General features: G+C 61.1%; 18 protein-coding genes. 9 read left to right on the plus strand and 9 right to left on the minus strand.

Annotation, left to right across the window (positions count from 1 at the left end; genetic code table 11):
• The first annotated feature begins 189 nt into the window (after nt 1-189).
• Nucleotides 190-1,227 (plus strand): LLM class flavin-dependent oxidoreductase, encoded by a 1,038-nt coding sequence (locus PCPL58_RS17155; RefSeq protein ID WP_044308356.1) that lies wholly within the window; start codon nt 190-192, stop codon nt 1,225-1,227.
• Nucleotides 1,228-1,518: 291 nt separating this feature from the next.
• Here the strand turns inward: PCPL58_RS17155 and PCPL58_RS17160 are convergent, their stop codons facing one another.
• From PCPL58_RS17160 to glnT, 5 genes are all read right to left on the minus strand, one after another.
• The gene (locus tag PCPL58_RS17160; RefSeq protein WP_065349998.1) at nt 1,519-2,844 is read right to left on the minus strand and encodes an ammonium transporter; all 1,326 of its coding nucleotides are present in this window, start codon (nt 2,842-2,844) and stop codon (nt 1,519-1,521) included.
• 664 nt (nt 2,845-3,508) lie between these two features.
• The gene (locus PCPL58_RS17170; protein WP_003367224.1) at nt 3,509-4,849 is read right to left on the minus strand and encodes an FMN-binding glutamate synthase family protein; all 1,341 of its coding nucleotides are present in this window, start codon (nt 4,847-4,849) and stop codon (nt 3,509-3,511) included.
• 15 nt (nt 4,850-4,864) lie between these two features.
• Nucleotides 4,865-5,548 (minus strand): GltB/FmdC/FwdC-like GXGXG domain-containing protein, encoded by a 684-nt coding sequence (locus PCPL58_RS17175; RefSeq protein ID WP_003367221.1) that lies wholly within the window; start codon nt 5,546-5,548, stop codon nt 4,865-4,867.
• Nucleotides 5,545-6,465 carry a class II glutamine amidotransferase gene (locus tag PCPL58_RS17180; RefSeq protein WP_003319399.1) on the minus strand — a complete coding sequence of 307 codons (921 nt, stop codon included), beginning with the start codon at nt 6,463-6,465 and terminating at the stop codon, nt 5,545-5,547. The genes PCPL58_RS17175 and PCPL58_RS17180 overlap by 4 nt, the downstream gene beginning before the upstream one ends.
• A gap of 117 nt (nt 6,466-6,582) precedes the next feature.
• Nucleotides 6,583-7,917, minus strand: a complete 1,335-nt coding sequence (gene glnT, locus PCPL58_RS17185) for a type III glutamate--ammonia ligase (protein ID WP_003367219.1) — start codon at nt 7,915-7,917, stop codon at nt 6,583-6,585.
• Nucleotides 7,918-8,206: 289 nt separating this feature from the next.
• On the opposite strand from glnT, the gene PCPL58_RS17190 reads away from it, so the two are divergent.
• Nucleotides 8,207-8,812 (plus strand): helix-turn-helix domain-containing protein, encoded by a 606-nt coding sequence (locus PCPL58_RS17190; RefSeq protein ID WP_003423969.1) that lies wholly within the window; start codon nt 8,207-8,209, stop codon nt 8,810-8,812.
• Between the two features lie 48 nt (nt 8,813-8,860).
• On the opposite strand, the gene PCPL58_RS17195 is transcribed toward PCPL58_RS17190, so the two are convergent.
• The 4 genes from PCPL58_RS17195 to PCPL58_RS17210 form a co-directional block, all read right to left on the minus strand.
• Nucleotides 8,861-10,027 carry a DUF1624 domain-containing protein gene (locus PCPL58_RS17195; protein ID WP_065349999.1) on the minus strand — a complete coding sequence of 389 codons (1,167 nt, stop codon included), beginning with the start codon at nt 10,025-10,027 and terminating at the stop codon, nt 8,861-8,863.
• Nucleotides 10,028-10,078: 51 nt separating this feature from the next.
• Nucleotides 10,079-10,639, minus strand: coding sequence for a gamma carbonic anhydrase family protein (locus tag PCPL58_RS17200; RefSeq protein WP_003367212.1), 561 nt, complete (start codon nt 10,637-10,639; stop codon nt 10,079-10,081).
• 11 nt (nt 10,640-10,650) lie between these two features.
• Nucleotides 10,651-11,556, minus strand: a complete 906-nt coding sequence (folE2, locus tag PCPL58_RS17205; protein ID WP_065350000.1) for a GTP cyclohydrolase FolE2 — start codon at nt 11,554-11,556, stop codon at nt 10,651-10,653.
• 174 nt (nt 11,557-11,730) lie between these two features.
• Entirely contained in the window at nt 11,731-12,639 is a 909-nt protein-coding gene (locus tag PCPL58_RS17210; RefSeq protein ID WP_065350001.1) for a LysR substrate-binding domain-containing protein, read from the minus strand.
• Nucleotides 12,640-12,847: 208 nt separating this feature from the next.
• Between PCPL58_RS17210 and PCPL58_RS17215 the strand changes: the two genes are divergently transcribed.
• From PCPL58_RS17215 to PCPL58_RS17245, 7 genes are all read left to right on the plus strand, one after another.
• Nucleotides 12,848-14,368 carry an ABC transporter substrate-binding protein gene (locus PCPL58_RS17215; RefSeq protein ID WP_065350002.1) on the plus strand — a complete coding sequence of 507 codons (1,521 nt, stop codon included), beginning with the start codon at nt 12,848-12,850 and terminating at the stop codon, nt 14,366-14,368.
• Between the two features lie 102 nt (nt 14,369-14,470).
• On the plus strand, nt 14,471-15,388 hold the full coding sequence (locus PCPL58_RS17220) for an ABC transporter permease (RefSeq protein ID WP_002553855.1): 918 nt from the start codon (nt 14,471-14,473) through the stop codon (nt 15,386-15,388).
• Nucleotides 15,389-15,396: 8 nt separating this feature from the next.
• Entirely contained in the window at nt 15,397-16,305 is a 909-nt protein-coding gene (locus tag PCPL58_RS17225; RefSeq protein ID WP_065350003.1) for an ABC transporter permease, read from the plus strand.
• A gap of 16 nt (nt 16,306-16,321) precedes the next feature.
• The gene (locus PCPL58_RS17230) at nt 16,322-17,323 is read left to right on the plus strand and encodes an ABC transporter ATP-binding protein (protein ID WP_065350004.1); all 1,002 of its coding nucleotides are present in this window, start codon (nt 16,322-16,324) and stop codon (nt 17,321-17,323) included.
• Nucleotides 17,320-18,342, plus strand: a complete 1,023-nt coding sequence (locus PCPL58_RS17235; RefSeq protein WP_083188412.1) for an ABC transporter ATP-binding protein — start codon at nt 17,320-17,322, stop codon at nt 18,340-18,342. Before PCPL58_RS17230 ends, PCPL58_RS17235 begins: the two co-directional genes overlap by 4 nt.
• Nucleotides 18,339-19,766, plus strand: a complete 1,428-nt coding sequence (locus PCPL58_RS17240; protein WP_065350005.1) for a M20 family metallopeptidase — start codon at nt 18,339-18,341, stop codon at nt 19,764-19,766. Before PCPL58_RS17235 ends, PCPL58_RS17240 begins: the two co-directional genes overlap by 4 nt.
• Nucleotides 19,763-20,914 carry a M20 family metallopeptidase gene (locus PCPL58_RS17245; RefSeq protein ID WP_058396773.1) on the plus strand — a complete coding sequence of 384 codons (1,152 nt, stop codon included), beginning with the start codon at nt 19,763-19,765 and terminating at the stop codon, nt 20,912-20,914. The genes PCPL58_RS17240 and PCPL58_RS17245 overlap by 4 nt, the downstream gene beginning before the upstream one ends.
• Nucleotides 20,915-20,934: the final 20 nt, after the last annotated feature.

Below are 20,934 nucleotides of genomic sequence, written 5' to 3' on the forward strand. Positions count from 1 at the left end.
TGCCCCGGCTGAATATGCGACATCCGAAAGCGCCTCCCATGAGGCGCTTTTTTCGTTTCTGCCGTTGGGTTTTACAGCAGGGAGCAGCACCGCAAAAAACACTTGCACCGAAAGTATTACGGTATACCATCAGACAAAAATAACTCATCACGCCGGTGCAGGCGCCAGGATTTAAGCGAGGTAAGTGTCATGAAGTTTTCGTTGTTCGTGCACATGGAGCGCTGGGATGAAAGTGTCAGTCATCGCCAGCTGTTCGAGGACCTGACCGAGCTGACGCTGATGGCCGAGCAAGGCGGCTTCAGCACAGTCTGGATAGGCGAACACCACGCGATGGAATACACCATCTCGCCAAGCCCGATGCCGTTGCTGGCGTATCTGGCGGCCAGGACCACACATATTCATCTGGGCGCCGGCACCATCATTGCGCCGTTCTGGCACCCATTGCGGGTCGCGGGTGAATGCGCGCTGCTGGACGTGATCAGTAACGGGCGTATGGAAGTCGGCTTGGCACGCGGCGCCTATCAAGTGGAGTTCGACCGCATGGCCGGTGGCATGCCGGCCTCCGAAGGCGGCAAGGCGTTGCGTGAAATGGTCCCGGTGGTACGTGCGCTGTGGCAGGGTGACTACGCCCACGACGGCGATATCTGGAAATTCCCGACCTCGACTTCCGTGCCCAAGCCGATCAACACGCCGCCGATGTGGATCGCTGCGCGCGACCCTGACTCGCACAATTTCGCCGTGCAGAACGGCTGTAACGTGATGGTCACCCCGTTGATGAAGGGTGACGAAGAAGTTGTCGACCTGAAGAACAAGTTCGCAGCCGCGCTGGCCAACAATCCCGACGTGCCCCGCCCGCAATTGATGGTACTGCGCCACACGCATGTGCATGCCGCAGACGATCCTGAAGGCTGGAAAGTGGGCGCCACTGCCATCGCGAAGTTCTACCGCACTTTCGACGCATGGTTCGGCAATAAACAGACGCCGGTCAACGGTTTTCTGGCCCCCAGCCCGGAAGAGAAGTTCAAGGAACGTCCGGAGTTCGAGCTGGAGAATATCCGCAAGAACACCATGATCGGTACTCCTGAGGAGATCATTCCGCGCATTCGTCATTATCAAGAGTTAGGTGTCGACGAGTTCAGCTTCTGGTGCGACAACAGCCTGCCGCACGCCGAGAAGAAAAAGTCGCTTGAGCTGTTCATCAAGCACGTGGTGCCGGTGTTTCGTTGAGCTGAGCGCGAGGTCTCCAGGCTGTATTGATTATCGTCCCCACGCTCTGCGCTCAACGTTATGCGCAAATCCAACTGTTTATCGTGCCAATGCTCCGCGTTGGCATGCAGTTCGTGACGCTCTGCGTCACACAGCGGTCTTTCTTTGTCAGGTGGATTGGTGGTCGACTCAGGTCACCTTTTCTCCCCTCGGCGACCTGCTTTGATGGGCCGAAGCAGGCAAAACACGCAGCTCCGTTTCCGGCCCGACTTCGTCGGGTTCCCTCGCCCTGACACTGATCCGACAGCCTTCTCAATGGTTGTAGGCCCGCTCGTTATGCTCGGCCAGGTCCAGCCCCATTTCCTCCACTGACTCATGCGCGCGCAGGCCGATCAGTGCCTGCACAGCCTTGAGGATCATCCAGCTGACCGCGAAGCAGTAGACCGTGGTGAACAGCACGCCTTTGATCTGGGCAATCACTTGGGCGCCCATGCTGACATCGGGCACCAGACCGCCCAGTGAGGGTACGCAGAACACGCCGGTCAGTACTGCTCCTATCATGCCGCCGATGCCGTGCAGGCCGAAGACGTCGAGGCTGTCGTCATAGCGCAGGCGTTTCTTCAGCACAGTCACGCTCAGGTAGCAGAACACTCCGCACAGCACGCCGATGGCCAGTGCTCCGCCGACTCCGACGTAGGCACACGCCGGGGTGATGCCGACCAGGCCCGCCAATGCGCCGCTTGCCAGACCCAGGGCGCTGGGCTTGCCGACCTTGAACCACTCGGTGAACATCCAGCCGAGTATCCCGGCGCACGCCCCCACTTGCGTGTTGAGCATGACGATGCCGGAGGTGCCGTTCAGGCCGCCACCGGAACCGATGTTGAAACCGAACCAGCCGACCCAGAGCATCGCCGCGCCGGCCATGGTCAAACTCAGGTTGTGCGCCGGCATCGGGGCGTTCTGATAACCCTTGCGCTTGCCCAGTACCAGGCATGCCGCCAGTGCGGCGACACCGGCGTTGATGTGCACTGCGGTGCCGCCGGCGAAGTCCAGCACGCCCCAGTTGTGCATCAAGGCGCCGGCGCCACCCCAGACCATATGCGCGACAGGCGCATACACCAGGGTGAACCACAGTGCCATGAACAGCAGCGCCGCAGAGAACTTCATGCGTTCGGCGAAGGCCCCGGCAATCAGCGCCGGAGTGATGATCGCGAAGGTCATCTGAAAGGTCACGAATACCCCTTCAGGGATGTCGCCGACCAGGCTGTCGAGCGTCATGCCGGCCAGAAACGCACGACTCAGACCGCCCACGAAACTATTGAAACTCACTTGCCCTTCGACCATGTTGCTGGTGTCCACCACCATGCTGTAGCCATAGATGACCCACAGCACGCCTACCACTCCGGCAATGCCGAAACACTGGGTGAACAGCGAGAGCATGTTCTTGGCCCGTACCAGCCCACCGTAAAACAGTGCCAGCCCCGGAAGGCACATGAACAGCACCAGCACGGCTGCGGTGGCCATCCAGGCCGTGCTGCCGGTGTTCAGTACGGGGGCGTCAGCTGCCTGCGCAATCGGAGCAAAGGCGCCGAGCGCGAGTAAAGCTGTAAGGGATTTGCCGTGTAGACGATTGACCATGTTCAAAGCTCCCGCAAATGAATGGAAAGTGTCTGGCAGCAAAGAGGTTCATTGGGACAGGCGAGGCTCTTCGGCCTCTTGTGGGTCAAGTTCTCGTTGCGCGAATGGCGTTATATATAAGTCCGATGAGGCCGAAAGCGGGGCTAACCACCAAGGTTCTCGTTCCCACGCTCCGCGTGGTAATGCATTTCGTGACGCTCCGCGTCACACAGTTCTGCGACTCAGTGAGATTCAGGCTCGACTTGAGTCACCTTTTCGCCCCTCGGCGACCTACTTTTGATGGGGCCAAAGTAGGCAAATCCCTTCGCTGCTGTTTCCGGCCCGACTTCGTCGGGTTCCTTCGCCCTGTCACTGATCCGGGGGGCGCCGCAACGGGCCATCCATGGCCCAAGGTGTGTAAAAACGTCACGAGCGAAGGCAAGACAAGGCAAAAACAGGCGAAAACGGCCGGGGTCGCGACCGACTCTGGGTGTTCTAAATGAGCATTTTTCGCCTGTTTTTAACGCAGTATTGCCAAGCGCAGTAGTTTTTACACAGCCTGGACCCGGCGCGGCTAGCCTGGCGTCATGCCAGGCTACCCCCGGATCAGCGCCAGGACTCAGCCGTCACTTACGTCGCACCCTGCGTCGTCTGTGCCATCGTGATCGAAAAGCACGTTATGGCGTCAGTACCCAGAGCCAGACCCCGGAATCCACGATGTCCCGGCCAGGGGCACTCGGGCCATGGCGGCTGATTCGACGGTCAGTGCCACCAGATCTTCCGGGTCGAGGTTGTGCAGGTGTGATTTACCGCACGCGCGGGCCATGGTCTGGGCTTCGAGGACGAGTACGCGCAGGTAGTTGGCCAGACGCCGACCGCCTTCGACCGGGTCGAGACGTTTGGACAGTTCCGGGTCCTGGGTGGTGATGCCCGCCGGGTCGCGGCCGTTCTGCCAGTCGTCGTAGTAACCCGCTGCCGAGCCGATCTTTCTCAGTTCTTCGTCGAGCCGCGGATGGTTGTCGCCCAGCGCTATCAGCGCCGCCGTGCCGATCGCCACTGCGTCGGCACCCAGCGCCATGGCCTTGGCCACGTCGGCGCCGTTGCGGATGCCGCCGGAGACGATCAACTGCACCTTGCGATGCATGCCCATCTCCTGCAGCGCCTGCACGGCTTGCGGGATGGCAGGCAGAATCGGGATGCCGACGTGTTCGATGAACACTTCCTGAGTCGCCGCCGTACCGCCCTGCATGCCGTCGAGTACGATCACGTCGGCGCCGGCTTTCACGGCCAGTTTCACGTCGTAGTAGGGACGACTGGCACCGATCTTCACGTAGATCGGTTTTTCCCAGTCGGTGATCTCGCGAATCTCGGCAATCTTGATCGCCAGATCGTCAGGGCCTGTCCAGTCCGGGTGACGGCATGCCGAACGCTGATCGACGCCGACCGGCAAGGTACGCATGCCAGCCACACGTTCCGTCACTTTCATGCCCAGCAACATGCCACCGCCGCCCGGTTTGGCGCCCTGCCCCAGGACGATCTCGATGGCGTCGGCCTTGCGCAGATCGTCCGGGTTCATGCCATAACGCGATGGCAAGTACTGATAGACCAGATGCTGCGACTGGCCACGCTCTTCCGGGGTCATGCCGCCGTCGCCGGTGGTGGTGCTGGTTCCCGCGATGGTTGCGCCACGGCCCAGTGCTTCCTTGGCGTTGGCCGACAACGCGCCGAAGCTCATGCCTGCAATGGTTACCGGAATTTTCAGGTACAACGGCTTCTTGGCAAAACGATTGCCGAGCACCACGTCGGTCCCGCACTTCTCGCGGTAGCCTTCCAGCGGGTAGCGCGACACGCTGGCGCCGAGCAGCAACAGGTCGTCGAAGTGCGGCAGCTTGCGCTTGGTGCCGCCACCGCGAATGTCGTAGATGCCGGTTTCCGCAGCGCGCTGGATTTCCTGAATGGTCAGGCGATCGAAGGTGGCCGATTCGCGCAGGACTGGAGCAGGTTTGTGGCTGATGGGGTCGCTCATGGTAATGCTCCTGAATCAGTACGCGGAGGCGTTATCGACTTTGAAGTTGTAAAGCTGACGGGCCGAGCCGTAGCGTTTGAAATCCGCTGCCTTCTCGTTGAAGCCAGCGCGATTGAGCAACTCCTGCAGCTCCTGCAGATGCTCTTCACGCATCTCCTTGGCGATGCAGTCAGAGCCCAGTGACTCGACCTTGCCTTTGACGTAGATCCGCGTTTCATACAACGAGTCGCCCAGCGCATCACCGGCGTCGCCACAGACCACCAGCCGACCGGCCTGGCCCATGAAGCAGCTCATGTGGCCGATGCTGCCGCCGACCACAATGTCGATGCCTTTCATGGAAATACCGCAACGCGCTCCGGCATCGCCTTCAATCACCAGCAAGCCGCCATGTGCCGTCGCACCGGCCGCCTGCGAGGCGCTGCCCTTGACCCGCACAGCGCCGGACATCATGTTTTCCGCGCAGCCGACGCCGACGTTGCCGTGCACGGTGATCGACGCTTTCTGGTTCATCCCCGCGCAGTAGTAACCCGCGTGGCCCTGGATATCGATGGAGATGGCTTCGTTGACGCCGACCGCCAGGTTGTGTGCGCCATCGGGATGCGTGACCAGCCATTCGCGGTCCTGCAATTCCTTGACCTGGTCGTGCAGGGCCTGATTCAGATCACGCACGGTGGCGCTGGAAAGATCGACGGTTTTCATGGACGTGCTCCCTCGGCTGGCTCGCGTTCCCAGATGTACATGGTGGCCGGGACCGGTTCCCAGACCCTGGCGTTTTCGATCCCCGGCAGGCTGGACAGCGCCTGGTATTCCGAAGCCATGGCGACGTAGTCATCGGTTTCGGCAAGGATCGCCGGTTTGCAGGCGATCGGGTCGCGAATCACCGCAAAGCCATTGCGTGTGCCGATGGCGAAGGTAAAGAAGCCATCAAGGTCTTCGAGCGACTTGTCGAGCGCCTGTTTCAGGCTGTCGCCCTGTTGCAGACGCCAGGCCAGATACCCCGCCGCCACTTCGGTGTCGTTGTCGGTCTCGAAGTGAATGCCTTCGCGGCGCAGGTTCTGGCGCAGACGAAAGTGATTGGACAACGAGCCGTTGTGCACCAGGCACAGGTCGGAGCCCGTGGAAAATGGATGACTGCCCTCCATGGTCACGGCGCTTTCGGTGGCCATGCGCGTGTGGCCGATGATGTGACTGCCTTTCATGGACGCCAGACCGAAGCGTTCGGAAATCTCCCGCGGCAGGCCCATGCCCTTGAGGATCTCGATGCTCTGCCCGGCACTCATGATGCGCACGCTCGGTGCCAGTTCCGCCAGCGCGGCACGCACTGGGGCTTCTTCGGCCTGAATCTTCAAGACCACGGCGCTGGCGTTCTGAAACCAGTCCAGAGGCGCGCTCAACCTGTCTTGAAGCGCCGCGATCAACGCCGTGAAATCATACTGTTCGGTGGTGGCCTGCAAGGTCAGCTTGACCCAGCCCTGCGCCACTTCATCGCCATAGATGGCGAACCCGGCACTGTCCGGTCCGCGGTCGGTCATGGCTTCGAGCATCGGCTCGAACAACTTGCCGAGTTGCGACTCCAGCGCCGGGTTTTTCAGATACAAACCAACGATTCCGCACATAAGCCTCACCTTGTTCGGGAGCGGCAAGCTTCACGCTGCAAGCCAACCGCATAGACAGAAAAATCAAATTCGCCGCAATCCAGCTTCTTCTTGCAGCCTGAAGCCTGAAACGTGCAGCTAGAAAAACTCGATATAGCGCTTCACTTCCCAATCGCTCACGTGGCGGCTGTATTCCACCCACTCCATGCGCTTGAGGCGGATGAATTCATCGACAATCTCGCTGCCCAGCACTTCGCCAAACAACGGATCGGCCTGCAGCGCGTCGCAGGCTTCGTTGAGCGACTGCGGCAGGGTCTTGATGCCCCGTGCGGCAATCTCTTCGAGGCTCAATGTGTAGAGATTCTCGTTGCAGACGTGATCGATCTCCAGTTGCCGGTCGATGCCGTCCAGCCCTGCGGCAATGATTGCGGCGCTGACTAGGTACGGATTGCACCCGGCGTCGGGCAGACGAAACTCCAGGCGGCCATAGGGCACGCGTACCATCGCCGAGCGGTTGTTGGCACCAAAGGCAATGAAAGCCGGGGCCCAAGTGGCGCCCGAAAGTGAGTTGCCGACCACCAGGCGTTTGTAGGAGTTGACCGTGGGCGCGGCAAAGGCACACAGCGCAGGCCCATGAGCCAGCAGGCCCGCAGCGAAGTGATAAGCCAGCTTCGACAACCCCATGCCACTCGGGTCACTGGCATCGTGGAACAGGTTCTTGTTGCTGGCACTGGCGATCGACAGGTGAAAGTGCATGCCATTGCCGGCACGCTTGGGGTCGGGCTTGGGCATGAACGAGCAGATCATGCCCATATCATTGGCGATCTCTCCGGCGGCCATGCGGAAGAAGGTGAAGCGGTCGGCCGATTCCATGGCCTCACTGTAGGTGTAATTGATCTCGAACTGGCCGTTGGCATCTTCATGATCGATCTGATAGATGTCGAAACCCACCGGCTGCAGTGCCTCGGTCAGGCGCTCGAGAAACTCGCGAGAGCGCGACAGCCCCTTGTAGTCATAGCAGGGCTTGTCGAGGTTATCGCTGGCATCGACCATCTGCAGGCTGCCGGTGACATCGCGCTTGAACAGGCTGAACTCGGGCTCCAGGCCGGTATTGAGGGTCCAGCCACGCTGACTGAGGCGTTCGACCTGCTGCTGCAGCACGTAGCGGCTGTCATAGGGCCAAGGTTTGCCATCCACATGGCCGATGCACACCACACGTCCATAGCCCGGCTGCCACGGCACGGGTGTCAGCGACGACAGATCGCCCTTGGCCATGAAGTCTGGCCCGTGAGGCTCCATGCCCATGCCGCAGATCGCGAAACCGGCAAAACCGGCGCCGTCCTCTGCAACCATCTCCAGACCTGTCACAGGAACGGATTTGGTCTTGGCCGAACCATGAATGTCGACGAACTGAGCCAGTACGTACTTGATGCCGTGCTGTTCGATCAGACGCTGTGTTTCGGGTGGCAACATGGGACGTGTCTCCTGGCAAAAGCAAAACGTTTCAGGGAAGGACCGCTGTTCACTGCCTCTCGGGGTATATTCCGAACAGGAAAGTTACTTTCCCTTTAGGAATGCAAGGCGCTTGCCAGTTTGGTATGCCAGTTAAACGAAGTGACTCGGGAGGGGTAATTCGGCTGTTTATATGGGAAACTCGTTTTCCCTCTGGGAATAATTTGCGACTCGGCCAGACCAAGGCTGCTTCAAAACGCACATTCCCAGTGCGAAATAAAAATTATTGAACGGAAACCGTGCAAAGCCGATGAATATGCCGACCGACCCTCATCCGAAATTGAAGCTCGAGCAGTACCTGGGCATTCAGATCAAGCGTCAGCGCCAGGCTCAGGAACTGAAGCTCGCCGACGTGGCGCGCATCGCCGGCATCAGCCAGGGCATGCTGAGCAAGATCGAGAACGCGCAGGTCTCGACCAGCCTCGACAACCTCAGCCGCCTGTGCGACGTGCTGGGCATGCCCATGTCCAAACTGTTCAGCCAGTACGACCAGCAAGGCAGCAGTGCCTTGCTGGTGAAGGCCGATGAAGGACTCGAAGTGGTGAGGCGCGGCACCGAGAAAGGCCATACCTATCACCTGCTCAACCATACCCGTGGGCCGAAGAAGAGTTTCGAGGCGTACATGGTGACGATGGACGATGCCAGCGAAGAGTTTCCGACCTTTTCACACCCAGGTACGGAGTTTCTGCACCTGCTGGAAGGCGAGCTGATCTACCGCCACGGCAACCAGTTGTATCCGATGCAGGCCGGTGACAGTCTGACCTTCGACGGCGACATCCCCCATGGCCCCGAGCAACTGGTGCAGGTGCCGATCAAACTGCTGTCGATCATGAATTACGGGGCGCACGGAGATTGACGCCAGGCGAGACGCGGTACGCCAGCAGGCGTACCGCTGTTGCGGGGACTAGAAGTATTTCAGCCAGCTGATATCCCGACGACGGGCCTTGAGCGCGGCGAACCAGCGCACCGCCGGGAACAGCAGAACGGCCAGTACCACCGAGGTCAGCCAGACTCCCCACATGTGGTCGAAACCGAAGTACGTGCCCTGATTGGTGCCCCAGATCGCCAAGGCAATCAGGTACAGGACTTTCAGCACGTAAAGGTGCAGCAGGTAGAAAAACATCGGCGCCGAACCGAGCACCACCAGCGGCCTTAACCCGCTTTTCTCCTGACTGCGTTCGAAGGCGATGAGGATCAGCAGACCAATCCCCAGCGTCAGGCAGATGAACAGCAGCGAGGGCGGGTATTTGGTGATGTTGAAGAAGCTCATGACCGTCTGTATGCCGCTGTCGCCGACGCTCCACGGTTTTTCACCGTAGCCGTTGATCAGGCGCAGGACCACGAAGCCCAGCAGTGCCCCTGCCCCACACTTCCACAGATTCGCACGGCGTTTCGCCGCGTCGTAGCTGCTTGAGAACCAGGGGCCTGCGGCGTAGCCCAGTGCGATGATGCCGATCCACGGCAACAACGGATACGACGTGCGCAAGCGCAGGTTATCGGAAGCCTCGATCCAGCCACGGTCGTGCAGGACCGCCCACGGCACGTGCATGGCCGACTCGACACCGAAATGCACCGTGTCCAGCAGGTTATGCCCGGCAATGATCACCACACCGATGACCACCAGCGCCCAGCGCGGCAGAAACACCATCAACGACAGCGCGACCATGCTCAGGCCGATGGCCCAGATCACTTGCAGGTAGATGATGGTTGGCGGGAACTTGAAGGTCCAGGCAAAGCTCACCAGCGTGAATTCCAGCGCAATCAGAAACAGTCCGCGCTTGAGCAGGAACGCCGAAACGTCGCTTTTGCCCTGATGTTTCTCGCCGTAGAGAAACGCCGAAAGCCCGGTCAGCAGGACGAACAGTGGCGCACACAAATGCGCCAGCGTCCGGCTGAAAAACAGCTCCGGCGCGGTGGTCGTGACGTCCATCGGGTCGATGACCTGGTGGTGCATGAAGAACGTTTCGCGGACATGGTCCAGCAACATGAAAAGAATGATCAGCCCGCGCAGAGCATCGATCGAGCGCAGCCGTGATGCGGGTGCCCGGGTTGAGTGAACAGCTGTTGTCATGAAAGATCCAGATCCGTGGGCGGAAGTGCAATGAGTCAAGGGTGTCCTGGGTCAGAACTCGTTCTGAAGCGCCTTGTAGCCGCGCACCAGATCAATGTTGGTGTGCGCCACATCTTCGGAAAATTCCGAAGCCGAAATGCTCACCGGTGGAAATTGCGAAAGGTCAGTACCCGGCCCGATCCGGGTGGTGGACGGCACGTAAAAGTGCTCCGGCAAATCGCGACCATCGACCACCGAGTTGTGCCTGACCACGCTGCCGTTGCCGACTTGGCAATTGAACAACACGCTATTGAAACCGATGAACACGCGATCTCCGACCATGCAAGGTCCGTGCACGATGGAGCGGTGGGCAATCGAGGTGAACTCGCCGATAGTGACAGCAGCACCTGATTTCGAATGGATCACAACGCCGTCCTGAATGTTGGAATTGGCCCCGATGACGATCGGCTCCATGTCCCCGGTGGCATCGACTTCGTCGGCGCGGATCACGGCGTAGGGGCCGACAAATACGTTGTCCTTGATGATCACCTTGCCGCAGATGATCGCGGTTTTATCGATGTAGGCGGACTCGGCAATGACCGGCAGATGGCCGGAAGGATTTTTACGGATCACGGAATGAAACCTCAGGACAGGTAGTTGGAAGTCTGGGCAGCGGCATCGTGCGGATGCAGGCTTTCGAAGTGGCGGACACTGACGCTGGAAGCTGCATAGCGGCCTTCAAGTGCTTGCTGGACCTTGCGCGCAGCGTCTTCGACGTACATCAGATTCTGGCCGTTGAGCCGCGCGAAGGCCTGCTCATCGGCACGCTTGACCGCGGTTTGCACCGGGGTGCCCAACGCCTGTTCGACAAGATCGATCAGCGTCATCAGGCCCAGCTCGGTCGCCTGGTCCGCCACCCGCACTTGCACCGTTGCAACGCTGCGCTGGCTGTGCGGCGTGGCAAACGATGCGTTCTCGCGCAGCCAGCTCGCGACCTGCATCGGATCGACAAACGACTGCCTGCCGAAGCGCGCTGCGAATGCCTCTTCCAGCAATTGGCGAGACAATGCAGCCGAGCACGGGCAGGTGGAGGAGTAGGTGATATCCACCGAACTGTCGAGGCACAGCCGACCAGCATGCCAGGTGGCATCGAGCTTCACGGGGTAGGATTTCCAGCCGCTGAGCGCTTCGGTAATCAACGCCGGGCGGCGGCACAGCAGATTGAAGCTCAGCGTCAGTCGGGCATGACTGGAGTGGCAGTCGAGGTGGCTCTCGACCATGGCTTCCAGCAAGGCCGACAACGTATAGGGGCTGACGATCTGATGCTCGGCGTAGCCGTCGAGCAGCCGATAGAGTCGCGACATGTGGATACCCTTGACGCTCGGGTCGGCCAGATCGACCTGCAGATCGACATGCGTGTGAACAGGATGACGGATGCCCGCTTCAGCCAGTCTGATCGGCACTTCCACACCTTGCATGCCGACCCAGTCGAGTGAAACCAGCGCCGGGGAAATTTCCGTCAGGGCAACATCCGGGAGAGGTTTGTTCATGTGCGTCGTTCGTCTCGTTGGCGAACTTCACCACGCGGGCGAAGCCTGATGTTGGCGGTTCACAGCCGTACAGTGCACGGCCATAAATTCGTTACACTATAACATCATAATTGTTAACTTCATCAACCAAACGTTATTCACCCCGCACGGCGCCCACGTAACACCGCCAGCGGCTCAGGTCTTTGCCAGCTCCTCGATCAGAAAATCCCGGAAGGCAGCGACTGCTGCGGGCAGGTTGCGCCCGGCCATGCTTTGCAACTCGATACGCCGTGCCTTCATGCCATCGTCGCTGATCGGCAGCGATTTGAGCTGTTTCTCATGGGCGCGTTTATCCAGGGTCATTTCGCTGGACAGGCTGATTCCGCCCTCCTCCCGAACAAACCGCAGCAAGGCGCCGATGTAGTTGCTGGTCAGCACCGGGTCGAACAGCAGGCCCTGCACGCCGCAGCAGATATCAAACAACTGGCGCAAGGTCGTGTCGGTATTGGTCAGGGCGATGGCGTAAGGCTGCAGTTCAGCCAGCGTAACCTCCTTGCGTGCGGCCAGCGGATGGTTATGACTGACCACCGCGCAGATCGCGCCGCTGTGGATGTGCTCGACCTTGATCTCGTTCTGCGGCGTCAGGCTGAAGGTCAGGCACAGGTCAGCGTCGCCCGAGCGCACCCGCTCGGTGGCCTGCGCCGGAGCACAGACCTCCATCGAGAAATGGATACCCTCATACTGCCGCCGAAAACGCGCAATGCACTGCGGCAGAAAATCCAGGGCAAAGCCCTCCGAGCATGCGATGCGCACATGCCCACGCTGCAAGCCTTGCAGCTCGGTGATTTCCAGCACTACCTGCTCGGCCTCAAGCTGTGATTTGCGCGCGTAGGCCGCCAGGCGAACGCCCGCCTCGCTGAGCATCATGCCGCGCGCCTGGCGCTCAAAGAGCACTGCGTCCAGCTCCCGCTCCAGTTTGCTGATCTGTCGACTGACCGCCGAAGACGCGACATTGAGGCGGATCGAGGCTTCGCTGATCGATCCGCACCGCGCCACTTCGAGGAAGTAGCGCAAGGCCGTGGACTGTACGCCGTAGAGTTGCATGACTGCTCCTGCGTTGCCTTTTCAGCAATGAAAGGTTCGAAATATTGTGCTTGTGGCATTGATACGCTTTGCCTAGAGTCATGTCGAGGCGCAACTCACCAAAAGAACCCAATCAAAAGAACACTGCGGCCTCGTTGTTTCCCCCTCTTCTCGCATTTGCGACCCACTGCCCTTTGATACATCCACTTTGCCTTTTGGAGACGACGGCATGGGAATCAAGGGTTTCGCTCGCAGCATCGCGCTATTGAGCCTGTTCAGCAGTTTCTCCGTCCTGGCCGGCAAGGCCGACGACACACTGGTCTACGCCTCCGACAGCGAACCGGAAAACATCAGCCCCTATCACAACGATTTGCGCGAAGGCGTGATCCTCGGTCGCCTGATTTGGGACAACCTGGTCTACCGCAACCCGGACAATGGCGAGTACCAGCCGATGCTCGCCACCAGCTGGAAACAGGTCGACGATACGACCATCGATTTCCAGCTGCGCCAGGGCGTGAAGTTTCACAACGGCGACCAGTTCACCGCAGATGACGTGGTGTTCACCCTCAATTATGTGGTGTCTCCAGAGTCCAAGGTGGTCACGGTACAAAATGTCGACTGGATCAAGAGCGCCGAAAAGCTGGGCGACTACAGCGTTCGTCTGCACCTGAAAAAGCCTTTCCCGCCTGCGCTGGAATACCTCTCCAACGCCGTACCGATGTTCCCGAAAAAATACTTCGAAGAAGTCGGGCTGGCAGGCTTCAGCCGTAAACCGATCGGCACCGGGCCTTACAAGGTGACGGCCATCGCCACCGGCGAAGGCGTGAAAATGGACAAGAACCCGGACTACTTCAAGGACAGCCCACAGGGTCAACCGAAGATCGGTCACATCAACTTCCGGGTGATCGCCGATGCCGAAACGCGTCTGGCCGAGCTGATGACCGGCGGCGTCGACTGGACCTGGCGGGTTGCACCGGATCAGGCGGAAAACCTCAAGGCCATGCCCAATCTGGTGGTCACCAGCGGCGCGACCATGCGTATAGGTTTTCTGATTCTGGATGCGCGCGGCACCTCCAGCGCCGATTCGCCGATGAAACACCTGAAGGTGCGCCAGGCGATCAACCACGCGATCAACCGTGACGGTCTGGCCTCGCAACTGGTCGGCGGCGAGAGCAAGCCGTTGCAGGTCGCCTGCTACCCTGGCCAGTTCGGTTGCGACACCAGCGCAGCCACGGTCTACAACTACGACCCGGCAAAGGCCAAGGCGCTGCTCGCCGAAGCCGGCTACCCGAACGGCTTTGAAACCGAAATCTTCGCCTACCGTGACCGCGATTACGTGGAGGCCATCATCGGTAACCTGCGCGCCGTGGGCATCAACGCCAAGCTGCGTTACCTGAAGTACGCTGCTCTGCGTGATCAGCAGCGTGGCGGCAAGGTAGCGATGTCGTTCCAGGCGTGGGGCTCGTTCTCGATCCTCGATACCTCGGCGTCGGCCGGCACCTGGTTCAAGGGCAATCCCGACGACAACATCAAGGACCCGCAAGTCCAGGGCTGGCTGCAGACCGCCGACAACGCGCTGGACCCGCAGGTGCGCAAGGACAACTACCGCAAGGCGTTGCAACGCATCAGCGAGCAGGCCTACTGGGCGCCGTTGTTCAACTACTCGATGAACTACGCCTATGTCTCGGACCTGAACTTCAAGCCTTACCCGGACGAGTTGCCGCGCTTCGTGCTGTCGAGCTGGAAATAAGCGCCTGACCAAGACCGTCGGCAAGCCTGGCTGTGAGGCGCATGACGCGCCTTGCAGTTGGGTCAGTCACCCCGTCATTCCCTGAACACAAGGTCACTTGCCATGTTCGGATTTCTCTTGCGCCGCCTGGGCATTGCCCTGTGCGTAGCGATTACCGTGTCGGTGATCAGCTTTTCCCTGCTGCACCTGTCCGGCGATCTGGCCACTGCCATCGGCGGGCCGGAAGCCACCAGCGAGCAGATCGAACAGATCCGGGTGCAGTACGGCCTCAACAAGCCGTTGGTTACGCAGTATTTCGAATGGCTGGCCGACGTAGTGCGTCTTGATCTGGGCGACTCGTTCTTCTTCCAGGAGTCGGTTTACAACCTGATCGCCTCGCGCCTGTCGATCACCCTCGGGCTGGGCGCAATGGCCCTGAGTATTGCGCTGCTGATCGCCATTCCGCTGGGTGTGCTGGCCGCCGTGAAACGCGACACGTGGATCGATCGCCTGGCACTGAGCATCGCGGTACTGGGTCAGGCCATGCCCAGTTTCTGGTTCGCGCTGATGTTGATCGTGGTGTTTTCGGTCACCCTGAAATGGCTGCCGGTGTCGGGCAATTCGACCTGGGCGCACTTCGTGATGCCGGCCATCGCACTCGGTTACTACGCCACGCCTGCGATTATGCGCCTGACCCGTGCGGGCATGCTCGACGTGCTCAATTCCGATTACATCCGCACCGCGCGGGCCAAGGGCCTGCGCCCCGCCACTGTCCTGTTCAAGCATGCGCTGCGCAACGCGCTGATTCCGGTGGTGGCCCTCGCCGCGGTGGAGTTTGGTTTCATGCTCGGCGGCTCGGTGGTCATCGAGACGGTTTTCTCGCTGCAGGGCATTGGCCAGCTGGCCTGGGACGCGATTGCCCGTGACGACTTTCCGGTGGTGCAGGCGGTCGTGCTGTTGATCGCGGTGATCTACATCGTCCTCACCCTGCTGGCCGACGTGCTCAACGCACTGCTCGACCCGCGCATCCGCGTGAAATAGGAGGCCCCATGAGCACAACCACCTCATCGCCGCTGCTGATCAACGATTACCAGCCTCCGGCGCGCAGCGTCTGGCGCACATTACGCAGCAGCTTCGCGCATCGCGGCTTCGTCATCGGCGCAGTATTGCTGCTGATTATCCTGCTCGGCGCCCTGTTCGCGCCCTGGCTGGCCCCCTACGACCCTTATGCGCAGGACGTGATGCTGCGCATGAAACCGCCTGTCTGGATGGCCAACGGCACCTGGGACTACGTGCTGGGCACCGACAAACTGGGCCGCGATTACCTGTCGCGACTGCTCTACGGCGCACGCATCTCACTGTTCATCGGCTTCTCGGCGGCGCTGATTTCCGGCGTTATCGGCACCATCATGGGCCTGCTGGCCGGCTACTTCGGCGGCAAGACCGACGCGGTGATCAGCTACCTGATCACCACCCGCCTGGCGATGCCGGTGGTGATGATCGCGCTGGCCTCCGCGTCGCTGATCGGTGGCTCGCTGAAAGTGGTGATCGTGCTGCTTGGCTGCCTGCTCTGGGACCGCTTTGCCGTGGTGGTGCGCGCTGCCGTGCAGCAGATTCGCGACGCTGAATACGTCGCCTCGGCCCAGGCCCTGGGCTGCTCGACGCTGCGCATTCTGGCCAGCGAAATCCTGCCCAATCTGGTCGGCGCGCTGATCGTTGTCGCTACCCTGGAAATGGCTCACGCGATCCTCCTCGAGTCGGCACTGTCGTTTCTCGGGGTCGGCGTGCAGCCGCCCATTCCTTCATGGGGGCTGATGATCGCCGAGGGCAAACTGTACATGTTCTTTTCCCCTTGGGTCATCGCCATTCCCGGCGTCGCCCTGATGGTGCTGGTGCTGGGCATCAATCTGGTCGGTGACGGCCTGCGCGACCTGATCCTGCCCGACGGGCGCAACTGACAGAGGAGATACGCACATGGCGCTGTTGCATGTTGAAAACCTGCGTGTCGAGATTCCTCTCGGCCAAGACACGCTCCACGCAGTGCGCGGCCTGGACTTTCAGGTCGAGCGCGGCGAAATGCTGTGCATCGTCGGCGAGTCCGGCTGCGGCAAATCCCTGACTTCGCTGGCACTCATGGAGCTGCTGCCGCGTAAGGCCCGGCGTACCGCAACGACACTGAGCCTGGACGGCATCGACATGCTGACCCAGAGCGAGCGGCAGATGTGCGACCTGCGCGGCAACCGCCTGGCGATGATCTTTCAGGAGCCGATGACCTCGCTGAACCCGGCCTACAGCATCGGCGATCAGCTCAGCGAAGTGCTTACCCGACACCGCAAGGTGTCCCGCAAGGAGGCCCTGCAGCGCGCCGCGCAGATGCTTGAGAAAGTCGGGATCAGCAATGCGGGCGAGCGGCTGCGTCAGTACCCGCATCAACTGTCGGGCGGCCTGCGCCAGCGGGTAATCATCGCCATGGCCCTGATGTGCGAACCGGACGTGATCATCGCCGACGAACCGACCACTGCGCTGGACGTGACCATTCAGGCACAGATCCTGCGCCTGATCCGCGACATTCAGAAGGAGCTGGGTCTGGCCGTGATCTTCATCACCCACGACCTGGGGCTGGTGGCACGTATCGCCGACCGGGTTGCGGTGATGTACGCCGGACAGATCGTCGAAACCGCCCCGGCCATCGAGTTGTTCGAGAACCCGCAACACCCCTATACCCGCGGCTTGCTGGCGAGCATACCGATCCCCGGACGCACTCAACCGGGTCAGCCGCTGGGGTCGATTCCAGGGCTGGTGCCCAGCCTGGTCGGCGAACAACACGGCTGCGCATTTCGCAATCGCTGCCCGCAAGCGATCCCCGCCTGTGCCGACGACGTCCCGCCGATCAATAGCCACAACCACATGACTCGCTGCCTGTTTGCCGCAGCGGGTGCCGAACCTGTGTTTCACCGTGAGGGCGTACCGTCATGAATACCGCCGTGAAACAGGTCCCGACTGCCAGCATGAAGAAAGACATCGCGCTGGAGCTGTGCGATATGCGCCGCGAATTCAGCATCAGCCGTGGCTTTTTCAAACCCAATGCCACGCTCAAAGCCGTCGATGGCGTGTCGCTGCGTCTGATGCGTGGCGAAACACTCGGGCTGGTCGGCGAATCGGGCTGCGGTAAAAGTACCCTGGCGAAGATGCTGCTGGGGCTGCTTGCGCCCAGCAGTGGCGACGTACTGGTCAACGGCAAGCACCTCGCCGGCACCGACCGCAAGGAGATGGCGCGGCGCATTCAGCCGATCTTTCAGGACCCCTACTCGTCACTCAACCCGCGCAAGACCCTGCGCGAGATCGTCACGTTGCCGCTGATCGTGCATGGCATCGGCACCCCGGCCGAACGTCGCCAGCGCGCCGAAGCGATGATGGACGTGGTCGGCTTGCCCAAGCGCGTGATCGACAGTTACCCGAGCCAGCTTTCCGGTGGCCAGCGCCAGCGTGTGGCGATTGCCCGGGCGCTGGTGATGCGCCCGGATGTATTGATCTGCGACGAGCCGACTTCGGCGCTGGACGTTTCAGTGCAGGCACAGATTCTCAATCTGTTGCAGGACCTCAAACAGGAATTCGGCCTGACTTACCTGCTGATCAGCCATAACCTGGCCGTCATCGAACATCTGGCCGACCGCGTGGCGGTCATGTACCTGGGGCGGATCGTCGAAGAGCGCAGCCGCGAATCATTGTTCGCCCGGCCTGGCCATCCCTACACCCAGGCGTTGCTGGACTCGGTGCTGACCCCGGACCCGCACTTGGGCATTCCCGATCTGGGTTTGCACGGGGCCTTTCCCAATCCCATGTCGCCGCCGTCCGGCTGCGCCTTTCATCCGCGCTGCCCGGCCTGCATGCCCCAGTGCAAGGAAAAAGCCCCGGCCATTGGCCGCATCGAAGGCGGAACCGTTCGCTGCCACCTGCACGACACCTCAAAACCTCTGGAGCAGATGCCCTCATGAGTAGCCGTTCGCACGCCATCGAAAACGTCACTGAACAGTTCGACAACGGCGCGTTTTTCGCCCTGCTCGGCAAAAGCGTCGCCTACCCGACCCAGAGCCAGGAGGCCGAAAGCCTGCCCGAGCTGTATCGTTATCTTCATGAGTTCATCACCCCGCATGTCGAGCGTCTGGGTTTCAGCGTTGCCGTGCATGACAACCCGGTCGCCGGACGCGGCCCGCTGATGATCGCCACGCGCATCGAAGCCCCTGAACTGCCAACGCTGCTCAGTTACGGCCACGGTGACGTGGTTCGCGGCTATGACGCGCAGTGGCAGACAGGCCTGTCGCCGTGGCAGGTGATCGAACGTGGCGAGCGCTGGTACGGACGTGGCACCGCCGACAACAAGGGCCAGCACCTGATCAACCTGACGGCACTGGAGCAGACCCTCAAGGCTCGCGACGGCAAGCTGGGTTTCAACGTCAAACTGCTTCTGGAAATGGGCGAGGAAGATGGCTCCCCCGGCCTGAGCGCGTTCTGCCAGGCGCACGCAGAAGAACTCGCCGCCGACATCTTCATCGCCTCCGATGGCCCGCGCCTCGCAGCGGCACGCCCTACCCTGTTTCTCGGCTCGCGCGGGGTGTTCAACTTCGAGCTGACGGTGAACCTGCGCGAAGGCGCGCACCATTCCGGCAATTGGGGCGGTCTGCTGGCCAACCCGGGGATCATTCTGGCCAATGCCATCGCCAGCATGGTCGATGAGCATGGCCGGGTGAAAGTCGCGGGGCTCATGCCCAAGGTCATCCCCGACGCGGTGAAGGCCGCATTGGCGGATATCGAGGTCGGCGGCGGCCCTGGCGATCCGGACATCGACGCCGACTGGGGCAACCCGGCGCTGTCGCTCAGCGAAAAAGTCTTCGGCTGGAACACCCTCGACGTGCTCGCCTTCAAGACCGGCAACCCGGACGCCCCGGTACACGCCATTCCCGGCAAGGCTCACGCGTTGTGTCACATTCGCTTTGTGGTCGACAGTGATTACAACGCGTTCATCCCCGCGGTGCGCGCGCACTTGGATGCCCATGGCTTCGATCGTGTCGAGGTCAGACAGACGCGCATGGACGTGATGCACGCCACGCGCCTGTCACCGGACAGCCCGTGGGTCGGCTGGGCGCTGGATTCGCTGGCCGCCACCACGGGCAAGAAACCCGCGCTGCTGCCCAATCTGGGCGGTTCGCTGCCCAATGACGTATTCGCTGAAGTGCTGGGCCTGCCGACGGTCTGGGTGCCACACTCATACCCGGCGTGCTCGCAGCATGCACCTGACGAGCACTTGCTGGCTCCGGTGGTCAAGGAGAGCCTGCAAATCATGGCCGGACTGTTCTGGGACCTGGGCACGGACGGCGCACGACTGACCCGGGAGCAGCGGGCACAGGAGCTGAGTGAATGAATGAGGCACAACTGCACGCCACCGCGTGGCTGGCCGAGCAATATGAGGCGATGGAAGCGCTGCTGCAGCGCCTGGTCGATACCGATTCCAACAGTTACGACAAGGCCGGCGTCGACGCAGTCGGTGACCTGCTCTGCGCACAATTGCAGGCTGACGGAATCAGCGTAGAGCGTATCCCGGTCGAGGGTTTCGGCGATGTGCTGCTGGCTGAATTGCCCGGTGGCCCCGGCAAACCAGTGTTGTTGCTGGGTCATCGCGACACCGTATTCCCCAAGGGCACAACCACAACACGCGGCTACACAAAAGACAGTGAGTTGGCCTACGGCCCTGGCGTGGCCGACATGAAAGGCGGACTGGTGCTCAACTGCTTTGCACTGAAGGCCTTGAAGCGCGCAGGCCCGCTGCCGTTCCCGGTGCAGATTCTGTATACCGGCGACGAGGAAATCGGCTCCGCCAGCGCTCGCACTCACATCGAACACTACGCCCGCCAGGCGCGCGCGGTGCTCAACCCAGAACCGGGACGCGCCAGTGGCAATGTGGTCAGCGCGCGCAAAGGCGGTGCCACGCTGATTATCGAAGTCAGCGGCCGCGCGGCGCATTCCGGGGTCAATCATGCCGACGGCGCCAGTGCCATTCAGGCGCTGGCGCACAAGGTGATCAAGTTGCATGCGTTGACTGATTATGCAGCGGGCATCACCACCAATGTCGGGCTGATCTCTGGCGGCACCTCCAGCAATACGGTAGCGCCCAGCGCCACGGCAAAGCTCGACATACGTTTTGTCGAGCTTCGGCAATGGGAGGAAATACTTGCAGCCGTGCAAGCGATCGTCGCCGAAGAGGAACTGCCCGGCACGTCAGCCAGACTGCTGGAAGCCACGACCTTCCTGCCGATGGAAGCCCGGCACAGCACTGAACTGCTGGGTATTTATCAAGGTCTTGCGCAGGAACTGGGGTTCAGCGTGGAAGGCGAATTCACCGGGGGCTGCGCCGACTCTGGCTTTACCGCCAGCCTGGGGATCCCGACCCTGTGCGGCCTCGGCCCGGTGGGCGGCAAGGTTCACACCGACCGCGAGTACCTGGAACTGAACACCCTGGTGCCCAGAGGCCAGGCGCTGGTCGGGACGATACTGGCGTTGGGGGATGTTTGAAGAGACTGCCCACGTGCGCC

The organism is Pseudomonas cerasi (assembly GCF_900074915.1).
Classification (GTDB): domain Bacteria; phylum Pseudomonadota; class Gammaproteobacteria; order Pseudomonadales; family Pseudomonadaceae; genus Aquipseudomonas; species Aquipseudomonas cerasi.